The sequence below is a fragment of the Okeania sp. SIO3B5 genome, from assembly GCF_010692555.1.
In the GTDB taxonomy this organism is placed as follows: domain Bacteria; phylum Cyanobacteriota; class Cyanobacteriia; order Cyanobacteriales; family Microcoleaceae; genus Okeania.
The window spans coordinates 1-9,666 of record NZ_JAAHHG010000391.1 but is presented as its reverse complement, the minus strand read 5'-3'; the positions used below and the strand labels follow the sequence as shown (position 1 = coordinate 9,666).

The window sequence follows — 9,666 nt, the reverse complement described above, 5'->3', positions numbered from 1 at the left end:
GGCGGGTGTTGTGACGATGTAAGAGGGGGGGGGGGGGGGGGGGGAGTGGGGGGGTGGGGGAGTGGGGGAGTGAGGGAGTGAGGGAGTGGGGGAGTGGGGGAGTGAGGGAGTGGGGGAGTGGCTCACACTGATTATGGCACGGATACAAGGATAGGTCCGGGAGTAGGGACGTTGCATGCAACGTCCGTACAGGAATGAAGTAAAAATAAGAATAATTAACATTAAACTGAGCTGCTAATTAGCAAAAAAGTTATTTTGCTTGTGTTAATTACTTAATAACTGAAGTTCCAAGTATAGCGTTAATGCGTGGGAATTGGTATAATAATTTTCCCTATTTCTACACAATAAATGTCTCTAAAAATTCTTTAATTACTAAATCCGGTTCTAAAAAACACCTAATATCATCATAATGTTTCACCATATCAATATTAGTATTTTGTAGCAAGCGATCGCTATTTTTTTCTGTCTGACTACCTACGCCATTATTTAATCCTTTTTCTGTCTCATCAATTTCTATAATTCCTAGTTTTCCTCTATAGTAGATCGCAAAATTCGGCTGTAAATTGCACTTACCTTCTTGAGTAGTTAATTTAATATTTGGCTTCACAAAAAAAGTCACACCTAAGCTGTCTAAAGCAGTAGCAATTTTTGTTTCAGCTTCTTCGAGTAAAGACTGAGAAAGTTTAGAAAATGGCGAGCTATTATGGTTATTTTCTGATTTTGGAGTAGTAATTATTCTGTCTTTATTTTCTTGTTCTTCAGCAGTGCTAAATTTATATGTATATAATTGACAGGATTTATTCTTAGCACCGCAACTAAAGTTCATTTCAAAAACATTACGATTAAAAGTAATATGCTGTCGCCTTGTATAACGCTTAATTACTGACCTTAAATTACCTTTTTTTACCTTTTCACCAAAAGCTATCGATAAACATTTCCAAAGTTTAGCTGCCGTAGATTTAATATACTCATATTCATAACCATAAACCTTTGCTATCTCCTGATAAGAGCATCTCCCCTGCCAACATTCCCGGAAAATAATCTCTTGTACATCTGTAAAATTACTGTCTTTATCTAAGACAAATTCTACTAGCTCCAAGGCATAATCTACATTCATTGTTATACTTTTTTGCCCAAACAATCTTTAACAAACTGGTTACTTTTTAACACTTTTTATCACTGACAAACTCCTCTAATACAAATATCATAACTTTTGGTAATTCTAAGCCATTTGTCTTAAGTTTTTAAGTATAAAAAATCATCAATCACTCTGAGGAATCTACTATGTTTATGCCAGATGATATTAACAATTTAAGTGATTATACGGGTGTTAATTCAGAAACAACCAATACAATTTTACCAGAAATAGATATTAATAATCCATTAATATTTACTCCTAGTGCTGAATCATTGTCTGTTCCAATTACACAGCTAAATGATTTAGATAATATGATTTTATCTCAAGACTCAGCAATTTATGAACCAACAGTAGATATTTCTACTGATTCATCTGTAGATACTTTAACTGGCGAGGCGATCGGACAGGTGATTAATCAAGCCGTAATTGAAGGTTATCAGTATTTACACGAATTTGCAGCAAACCCAGAATTTGAGGCAAAGATGGATTTGGCCTTTGGGGACAATTGGGACAAAGAGGCTAATATTAGTCTGCCACCAATTCAGGTTATTTCATCTGCCGAGATTAATGGAGCCAATGGTGCATTTGCTGAAGCAACTAATACTATTTATCTATCCCAGGAATTTTTAGCTAACAACTTAGGAAATATTGGGGAAGTAACAGATGTTTGGTTAGAAGAATTTGGGCATTATATTGATTCGCAGATAAATATTGTTGATGCGGTTGGAGATGAGGGAGAAATTTTTAGTGCCGTTGTGCAATGGAAAGGTTTGAGTGAGTTCGATATTGAGGTGTTGAAGAGTGAGGACGATCGGGCGTTTGTAGAGATAGATGGGAAAATATTAGAGATTGAGAATAATTACGAATGGGTAAGCTACACAATTCAGCCTGGAGATAGCCTCTCACAGATTGCTCTAAATACAACAGGTGATGCTAATCGTTTCTGGGAGATTGCTAATTATAACGGTATTAGCAACCCAAATCTTATTTACGTTGGTCAGGAAATTTTGGTTCCCAGTAATAACTCAACTGTAACAAATGTAGAAGTGGCAACCGGAAATAATGATAATTGGGAAACTTATACGGTGCAACCAGGAGATTCTCTGTGGGCTATTGCTCAGAGAACAATAGGAGATGGCAATCGTTACTGGGATATTGCCGACTATAACGATATTGACAATCCGAGTGCTATTTACGTTGGTCAGCAGATTTTGGTTCCTAGTAATAATTCAACGGGAACTACTGTAGTAGGGGTAACAACAGAAGGCAATTTCGATAATTATGTTGAAAACGATGTTTATTTTACTCTTACACTTCCAGCTTATGATGGCTGGTCAGATAACTATTCGCAAAGAGCAGAGGAGGGTTATAATATTTTGCCTTGGTGGGTGTATAATGGTTGGAAAACTTATAATGAAGCACAAGCACTTGCACAAGCCTGGGATTGGCAAGGCCAAGATGATGCTGCAGAGTTTCTGCGTCACTACCTTAGCAACACTGGCACTATGTTTGAGTTCGACTTACATGAAGCAGAGCGCGAAAGTGAAGGGGTAAGACAGGCTTTAGAAGATGGACGGAACGATGTCATCGAACACGCAAAAAACTCTGTCTGGAACGGAGAAACTACTGGAAGAATTGAGCGAGGCGCTCAAGGATATAATTTAATCCCATTTGGATATGGAATAGATAACTGGCAGTTGTCGCTAGGAAAGTTCGATCATTTTCACGATGGGGAGTTTTGGGTTGAAGGTAACAATATTTACGTTCAAATAACCTCTACTGTGAAGGATGTTTATGATTTTGAAGATTTCAACCCCATTGGCCTGTTGCACGGTCAGGGAATTGCCAAGAATTTCCCAGTTGTAGGAACTATTACAGAAACGTTTGTTGAACCACTAAACTTTTAACTTGAGCAATCACAACTTTAGTTATTTTTTACAAAACAGCGATCGCCTTTTTCCGCCATAAGTCTCTGATATCAGTGTTCGACTTACCGCTACTTGGTCTTTTGTGGTAAAAAGGAGCGATCGCTCTTTCTCCTCCATAACTGTCAGAATAGCTTTTTTTCTAACTTGTCAAGCATCTAATAAAATGTTAATATGATGCTAAACAGCTATTTAACCTAACAAAATGCTAGACATAACCAAAGACATCGACTCCCTGACTAACTTTAAGCGTAATACTAGCGAATACTTGCAACGAATCAAGAAAAGCGGAAACCCACTCGTCCTCACCGTTAACGGTAAAGCTGAAGTAGTAGTTCAGGATGCGGAGTCATACCAAAAATTATTAGAATTAGTAGACCATATACAAGCAATAGAAGGTATTCAGGCAGGTTTAAATTCAGTACAAGAAGGACGCACTTTTCCAGCCAAGGAAGCATTAACTAAACTCAAACAAAAACATGGAATATCAAGTTGAAATTACTGATGTAGCTTTGGCAGAAGCAGAAGAGGCTTATCTGTGGATAATGGAACAACTATCTCCAGAGAATGCCGAAAAGTGGTTTGATGGTTTGATAGATACAATTGAATCTTTAAACAAAAGCCCAAAAAGGTGCTCCTTAGCACTAGAAAACGAAGTTTTCCCAGAAGAAATTCGTCAACTTTTATATGGAAAAGCGCGTAATACCTATCGCATACTTTTTACAGTTTCAGAACAAATTGTTTACGTTCTTCATATTCGTCATTCTGCTCGGCAATTGCTAGAACCATAATAACTCAGCGATCGCTCATTCTCATCCCTAAGAGGCGATCGCTTGCCCCATTCCCTAAATTAACTCCGATGCGTTCAGTCTTCCTTCCAAAGGTTCATACTCATCCTCAAGTAACCAAAACTGAGCATCATCATAATTATCACTCTCAAAAATGGTGCGATAACCTTCAGCGGGGTCGTAAATGCGACACCTTCCGTCTGTAGCACTCAGTAACAAAAGAATATAGGGAGGAGACAAAGTAGGATCGATCCATACTTCAGTAAGTTCCCAATTATCTTTCACTAGGTCGGGTTCTGGGGATAACGTGGTATTGGTTGTATTCATTTATTTTAATTTCACCATAATAAAGTGGAATGCGACTACCGTCAGGACTAATTCTATAACCAATGGGTTGAACAAATAACATTCAATTTTTGCAAGTTTGGAGTCAAATAGCAGTTTTTTGAGAAAATCGCAATGAACGTCAAAGTTATATCTATAAAACCAACCAACGAATCAAATAAATTTCTTCTGGAAATACATATAGGTAGAAACTGGCATCAATTTCTGATGACAGCAGTCACAGATACTATTGCAGGAGAAAAAATTCAAGTTATCAAAGGTGACAAATCTTTTTGTCAGACCTTCCGGTTCAACCAAGAATTAGCAGTTAAACTTTACAAAATGGTGTCGGAATTTAACCGAGGTTGGCTTGTAAAATTACCAGTAGAAATCGGGGATTTTTCCGAGGACGAAATCGAACGAGTTTCCTTTCTGACGAAAGCCTAAATTACTAAAGTTAAGAGGGAGCTTGACTTTTCTCCCTTGAGTCTTCTTTGGTACAAAAGAGCGATCGCTTTTTGTTATAGTTAGATTGTCTGTTCACAAAATAAATAAGTATGTATGATATAGAATCCGGTGTGCGATTCGTTTGGCAGTTTCCAATATGTCAATACTTAACTCTGGTAAAACTGCCGATTTCCTAATGCGTCTGCTACCATTATTACCAATAATCGCAAAAGCAATAATTTGTGCCTTTTGTACATCTACCACCCAGTATTCTGCTACTTGCATTTCCTCATAAAGTAATCTTTTCTGACCAATATCATCAGCTAAAGTAGAGTCAGCAATTTCTATGACTAAATCTGGCGGTGGCGTAGTGTCGAGATTAGTAATGGCTGTTCCTTTTGGCGCTAACCCCGCACGTTCCCCAATATAATAAGATATATCTGGTTGACACTCTCTGATACCTGTCATCCTATAGCTACAGTTATCTAAACTATTGAAAGCAAGACCTTTGATAGTGCAAAAAAGATTAATTGCAAATAGAATAATTGCATTATTTCTGGAATGATCGGGTCCTATTGGCATAGTTTCAATTCTGATTTGCTTGTTGTGGTAATAGCATTTAGCTTTTTGATAAGCAGGGCTGTTTGCCATTTCGAGAAATTCATCCCAGGTAGCGATCGCCCATATATTTGTTGGCAGATTTGTTTTAATTGTACTCATAGAAATTCCTTTTTTAGATGTTGATTTAATTCTTCAGTACATTCTCAAATAAGATTCTATATCTGTAGGGGCGAACCGCCGTTCACCCCTACTCCCTACTCCCTTGAGTAGAGTCTTAAGACAGGGAACTCTCTAAAGTTGCACCTACTACTCTATGGTCTTCATCTTTACTCAAATAACTTAAAGCGGCTTTTGCTTGAGGAGCTTCAAATTTCGTTAACGCCTGAGCAACTCGTACCCTAGTCATCCAAGATTCGGCACTGACAAAATCTAAAAGTTTTTGTAAAGCTTCGGTTTTTTTAATTGTTCCTGCCAAAGCACCTAAAGCATGAATGGCAACTTCCTTAACAGTCAAATCTTCCCCTGCGATCGCACAAAGACAAACCTCATAGAGTGCTTCAGGAAATGGCATATCTATAAGAGGAGCGAGAATACTCCGACGTACTAACCAGTTATCGTCTTGACGGAATGTTTCTAGTAAATGAGGAATTGACTCTTCTCCAAATTTAGATAAGGAGTTTGCAGCTTCAGCTCGCACATTGTAGTCTTGGTCATTTTTCATCATTTCCAGTAAGATTTTAAATGATTCTGGGCTGCGTTTATTGCCCAACCCCATTGCTACAAATGAACGTACTAGAAATTCTGGGTCGCGCTTTCTAGTTATCAGCAAAGGAATTGCTATTTCACTTTCATAATTTCTCAACTCGGTCAGTGCTTTGAGTCTCTCTTGAGAATCAGAGCTATTTAAGTATAACTGAATTTGGTTTATTTCCATGTTAAGGCTTCCTTAATTTTATTTACGTTTCTTTACAGATACTAGCAACTAATCCCTCAATCTGGGATGATAAATTTCAGAAAAATACAAAAATTGATGAGAAAGTCATTATGTCTGAAACTATAGAAGCCAATACTTCAACATCAGAAGCCAATACTTCAACACCAAAAGCCAATACTTCAACACCAACAACTCAAGAAATAGAAGAAGTAATTACAGGTTTAGAGCAATTGAAGGAGCGTATTGTCAATGAAACTATAGAAGCGGCGAAAAAAGCCAAGATGCCTAAAGCCAAGGTAATGGACAAATTGGAAAAAAATCCAGATTTGTCCCGCATTGATCAAGCCTTAAAAGAGCTACGTTTACAACAACCTACATCTTTAACTGAAACTGCCAAACAATTAATTCCTAAAGCGAGAATAGTTAGTTTTAAAACTTGGGAAGGGGTTTTACCAACAGAAGTAATTCAACTATTTCAAATGGCTGACGATGAAGGTCGTTATTTAACAGATGATGATTTACAGGTACTCAAAAATTGTGAAAAAATGCCAACTTTTTCTCTTGAAGCTGCTAGTTTGCTTCGAGATAGTGCAGCAGAAATTGTTGATGAAGCCAGGGAAAAAGTATTAGCAACATATCCGAATATTACAGCGGAAGGAGGAGATTTATATCCACCAGCACGAGCCGAAGCTTGTTGGCGAGACTTCTGGCATTTTTTACGTTGTATTACTTATGGAATTGCTGGCGATCAGACTGATTTTACCAGTGCTGAAGGTCTGCATTATATGAATTTACTTTATCAAGAATTGCTTGTACCACTATCAGCAATGGTGTTAGGTTTAGAAGCTATTAAAACTGCTAGTTTAAAAAGATTTCCTGGTGAAAAGCAAGCAGAATTAGCTCCTTATTTTGACCATTTAGTGAGTAAATTACAGCAGTTTGTTACTTCTTGAGGAGTCAGGAGTCAGGAGTCAGGAGTCAGGAGGGAAGAAAGAAGAATAAAGAAGCAAGAAAGAAGAATAAATAGTAGGAAAAGGTGAATTTTATAGATAATCTAGTCATCTTTTAGATGACTTAAGCTATCAGCCAAGGATTTCAATCCTTGGTTTGGTGAGCCTTCTTGAGGACTCAGGAGTCAGGAGGGAAGAAAGAAGAATAAATAGTAGGAAAAGGTGAATTTTATAGATAATCTAGTCATCTAAAGATGACTTAAGCTATCAGCCAAGGATTTCAATCCTTGGTTTGACGAGCCTTCTTGAGGAGTCAGGAGTCAGGAGTCAGGAGTCAGGAGGGAAGAAAGAAGAATAAAGAAGCAAGAAAGAAGAATAAATAGTAGGAAAAGGTGAATTTTATAGATAATCTAGTCATCTAAAGATGACTTAAGCTATCAGCCAAGGATTTCAATCCTTGGTTTGACGAGCTATTGAGTATAAAATGGCTTTGTCATCCGCCAAGAAATAAATTTCTTGGCTCACAACAGAAGTCATCTAAAGATGACTCAAAATAGCTAATTTATTATGGCTCATTCATGAAACTTGATATTACAACTATTTTAATTAGGACTGGCTGATTAAATATCACGCGTCTTGACTTGTATTGGTTTTACCCTTTTCAGGTACTAAGGGAGTACCAGTTTTTAGGTGGTAATGGTTCAAAAATCTAAGATTTTCGGCATTTCGAGGGGTAGAAAATCACTATATCCGATTCTTCTGACTACTTCTTCTATAATTCCCATTCCTCCTGACTTCACCGATTGCAGGATTGCTGGATTCTACCCCTACCACTCATACTTTTTCAGCAAACCCTAATTAATCATAAAACTCAAAAACAGGCTTTCCTATGAGTAAAAATATTGTCGATTTATATGAACCAATTAATATTCCTAAAATAGTAGATGAAAACATTTGGATTGTTGATGGGGGAATTGTCACAATGGCAATGTATGGAACTAGGATTCCATTTCCTACACCCATGACAATTGTGCGACTAAAAAATGGTGAATTATGGTGTCATTCTCCTGTAGAATTAACCCCAAAATTAAAAGCAGAAATTGATAAATTAGGTGTAGTGCGTCACTTAATTTCACCTAATAAAATTCATTATACTCACATTCATAATTGGGCAATAACTTATCCAGAAGCTACTGCATGGGCTTCACCAGGAGTTTTAGAACGAGCAGCACAACAGAAAATTGAGGTGACTTTTCATGCTTTTTTAGCAGATGAAGCACCTATTGAATGGTCAGAAGAAATTGCTCAATTAATTTTTCGAGGTAGTAGATTTATGGATGAAGTTGTTTTTTTTCACCGCCAAAGTTCTACACTTATTCTGGCAGATTTGATTGAAAACTTTGAGCTGGATAAAGTTAGTAAAAAATTTGGTTTTCTAATAAGGTTGATTGGTTGTGCAGCTCCAAATGGTAAAACACCACTGGATTTGCGAGCAACATTTTGGGGTAGAAAAAATCAAGCTCGTGACTGTTTCAAGCAGATGTTAAAATGGGAGCCTCAAAAAATTATTTTATCCCACGGAAAGTGGTATGAAGAAAATGGTACTGCTGAGTTGCGTCGAGCTTTTGCTTGGCTAGGAAAGATGTAAAATTTCTCAAGTGGCGTTGCATAAATGCGGGATTATTTTAATAGTTTTGATGATTTTAATAGTTTTGTGTTTTGTGTTTTGTGGAATGGGCATCTTGCCCGTTCCAAAGACGTAAGCATTCAGCCGTCAGCCATCAGCTATTACTTTTAGTTTAGGATAAAAGCTTTATTAATTGCCTTACTACAAAAGTTGCCTTCTAGAAAGATTTAATTGTTAATATCTGTACTTTATATACTTGGAATCTGCTGTAATTTGAATATCATCAAGAGAAATGTCAGAAACTAATCATAAAAAAGAAGATATTTTGTTATTGCAAGCTTGGCAGAAAAAAATTGAGTTAGCTAATACTAATAATATCTTTTCTCATTGTCACAACTGTGAATATGAATGGATAGACTCCTCATTTGAAGGGATATGTCCGAACTGCAAAAGTTCCGAGATTGAACGTATTTCCTGTTGGCAATTTCCAGATGACTAACTAACATCATGTCTGGTTGAATAATTAGACAATGGTTGTCCGAAGGCAGGAGGCAGGAGGCAGGAGGCAGAAGGTTTTCTTTCATTGTCACCTTAATTTTATACACGCTCCGATGCTACCGGACATGATATAACATCATATTCATTCAATAGCACGATTTTTATTGCGGATGTCGCAATAAGAGTTTTTACTCAGTTTCATTTCTGGTTTTATTGCGGATGTCGCAATAAGAGTTTTTACTCAGTTTCATTTCTGGTTTTATTGCGGATGTCGCAATAAGAGTTTTTACTCAGTTTCATTTCTGGTTTTATTGCGTATGTCGCAATAAGAGTTTTTACTCAGTTTGATTTCTGGTTTTATTGCGTATGTCGCAATAAGAGTTTTTACTCAGTTTGATTTCTGGTTTTATTGCGTATGTCGCAATAAGAGTTTTTACTCAGTTTGATTTCTGGTTTTATTGCGTATGTCGCAAT

The 9,666-nt window shown here is 37.0% G+C and carries 12 protein-coding genes; 7 read left to right on the top strand and 5 right to left on the bottom strand.

The window, feature by feature from the left end; all coding sequences use genetic code 11:
* Positions 1–337: 337 nt before the first annotated feature.
* On the bottom strand, positions 338–1,117 hold the full coding sequence (locus F6K54_RS32970) for a hypothetical protein (protein WP_293087491.1): 780 nt from the start codon (positions 1,115–1,117) through the stop codon (positions 338–340).
* A gap of 167 nt (positions 1,118–1,284) precedes the next feature.
* Between F6K54_RS32970 and F6K54_RS32965 the strand changes: the two genes are divergently transcribed.
* The 3 genes from F6K54_RS32965 to F6K54_RS32955 all read left to right on the top strand — a co-directional run bounded on the left by F6K54_RS32965 (position 1,285) and on the right by F6K54_RS32955 (position 3,854).
* Positions 1,285–3,045 (top strand): LysM peptidoglycan-binding domain-containing protein, encoded by a 1,761-nt coding sequence (locus tag F6K54_RS32965; protein ID WP_293087489.1) that lies wholly within the window; start codon positions 1,285–1,287, stop codon positions 3,043–3,045.
* A gap of 223 nt (positions 3,046–3,268) precedes the next feature.
* On the top strand, positions 3,269–3,559 hold the full coding sequence (locus F6K54_RS32960) for a type II toxin-antitoxin system Phd/YefM family antitoxin (RefSeq protein WP_293087486.1): 291 nt from the start codon (positions 3,269–3,271) through the stop codon (positions 3,557–3,559).
* Positions 3,543–3,854, top strand: a complete 312-nt coding sequence (locus F6K54_RS32955) for a type II toxin-antitoxin system RelE/ParE family toxin (protein WP_293087484.1) — start codon at positions 3,543–3,545, stop codon at positions 3,852–3,854. Before F6K54_RS32960 ends, F6K54_RS32955 begins: the two co-directional genes overlap by 17 nt.
* Positions 3,855–3,908: 54 nt before the next feature.
* On the opposite strand, the gene F6K54_RS32950 is transcribed toward F6K54_RS32955, so the two are convergent.
* Together F6K54_RS32950 and F6K54_RS43905 are read right to left on the bottom strand one after the other, a co-directional pair.
* Complete coding sequence (locus F6K54_RS32950; protein WP_293087482.1) at positions 3,909–4,178, bottom strand: hypothetical protein; 270 nt, start codon at positions 4,176–4,178, stop codon at positions 3,909–3,911.
* Complete coding sequence (locus F6K54_RS43905; RefSeq protein ID WP_375342018.1) at positions 4,126–4,260, bottom strand: hypothetical protein; 135 nt, start codon at positions 4,258–4,260, stop codon at positions 4,126–4,128. The genes F6K54_RS32950 and F6K54_RS43905 overlap by 53 nt, the downstream gene beginning before the upstream one ends.
* 50 nt (positions 4,261–4,310) lie before the next feature.
* On the opposite strand from F6K54_RS43905, the gene F6K54_RS32945 reads away from it, so the two are divergent.
* Positions 4,311–4,622, top strand: coding sequence for a hypothetical protein (locus tag F6K54_RS32945; RefSeq protein ID WP_293087479.1), 312 nt, complete (start codon positions 4,311–4,313; stop codon positions 4,620–4,622).
* 93 nt (positions 4,623–4,715) lie between these two features.
* On the opposite strand, the gene F6K54_RS32940 is transcribed toward F6K54_RS32945, so the two are convergent.
* Positions 4,716–5,342 (bottom strand): Uma2 family endonuclease, encoded by a 627-nt coding sequence (locus tag F6K54_RS32940; protein WP_293087476.1) that lies wholly within the window; start codon positions 5,340–5,342, stop codon positions 4,716–4,718.
* Between the two features lie 115 nt (positions 5,343–5,457).
* Positions 5,458–6,117 carry a HEAT repeat domain-containing protein gene (locus tag F6K54_RS32935; protein ID WP_293087474.1) on the bottom strand — a complete coding sequence of 220 codons (660 nt, stop codon included), beginning with the start codon at positions 6,115–6,117 and terminating at the stop codon, positions 5,458–5,460.
* A 110-nt stretch (positions 6,118–6,227) separates the two neighbouring features.
* On the opposite strand from F6K54_RS32935, the gene F6K54_RS32930 reads away from it, so the two are divergent.
* From F6K54_RS32930 to F6K54_RS32920, 3 genes are all read left to right on the top strand, one after another.
* On the top strand, positions 6,228–7,070 hold the full coding sequence (locus F6K54_RS32930; protein ID WP_293087471.1) for a hypothetical protein: 843 nt from the start codon (positions 6,228–6,230) through the stop codon (positions 7,068–7,070).
* 886 nt (positions 7,071–7,956) lie between these two features.
* The gene (locus F6K54_RS32925) at positions 7,957–8,715 is read left to right on the top strand and encodes a DUF4336 domain-containing protein (RefSeq protein ID WP_293087469.1); all 759 of its coding nucleotides are present in this window, start codon (positions 7,957–7,959) and stop codon (positions 8,713–8,715) included.
* A gap of 271 nt (positions 8,716–8,986) precedes the next feature.
* The gene (locus F6K54_RS32920; protein ID WP_293087466.1) at positions 8,987–9,193 is read left to right on the top strand and encodes a hypothetical protein; all 207 of its coding nucleotides are present in this window, start codon (positions 8,987–8,989) and stop codon (positions 9,191–9,193) included.
* The last annotated feature ends 473 nt before the right edge of the window (positions 9,194–9,666 follow it).

Bases quoted from the DNA above. Each gene is read 5' to 3' on its own strand.
- F6K54_RS32935 (WP_293087474.1), bottom strand. From the start codon at position 6,117: ATGGAAATAAACCAAATTCAGTTATACTTAAATAGCTCTGATTCTCAA.
- F6K54_RS32950 (WP_293087482.1), bottom strand. From the start codon at position 4,178: ATGAATACAACCAATACCACGTTATCCCCAGAACCCGACCTAGTGAAA.
- F6K54_RS43905 (WP_375342018.1), bottom strand. From the start codon at position 4,260: ATGTTATTTGTTCAACCCATTGGTTATAGAATTAGTCCTGACGGTAGT.
- F6K54_RS32945 (WP_293087479.1), top strand. From the start codon at position 4,311: ATGAACGTCAAAGTTATATCTATAAAACCAACCAACGAATCAAATAAA.
- F6K54_RS32970 (WP_293087491.1), bottom strand. From the start codon at position 1,117: ATGAATGTAGATTATGCCTTGGAGCTAGTAGAATTTGTCTTAGATAAA.
- F6K54_RS32920 (WP_293087466.1), top strand. From the start codon at position 8,987: ATGTCAGAAACTAATCATAAAAAAGAAGATATTTTGTTATTGCAAGCT.
- F6K54_RS32955 (WP_293087484.1), top strand. From the start codon at position 3,543: ATGGAATATCAAGTTGAAATTACTGATGTAGCTTTGGCAGAAGCAGAA.
- F6K54_RS32960 (WP_293087486.1), top strand. From the start codon at position 3,269: ATGCTAGACATAACCAAAGACATCGACTCCCTGACTAACTTTAAGCGT.
- F6K54_RS32965 (WP_293087489.1), top strand. From the start codon at position 1,285: ATGTTTATGCCAGATGATATTAACAATTTAAGTGATTATACGGGTGTT.
- F6K54_RS32930 (WP_293087471.1), top strand. From the start codon at position 6,228: ATGTCTGAAACTATAGAAGCCAATACTTCAACATCAGAAGCCAATACT.
- F6K54_RS32940 (WP_293087476.1), bottom strand. From the start codon at position 5,342: ATGAGTACAATTAAAACAAATCTGCCAACAAATATATGGGCGATCGCT.
- F6K54_RS32925 (WP_293087469.1), top strand. From the start codon at position 7,957: ATGAGTAAAAATATTGTCGATTTATATGAACCAATTAATATTCCTAAA.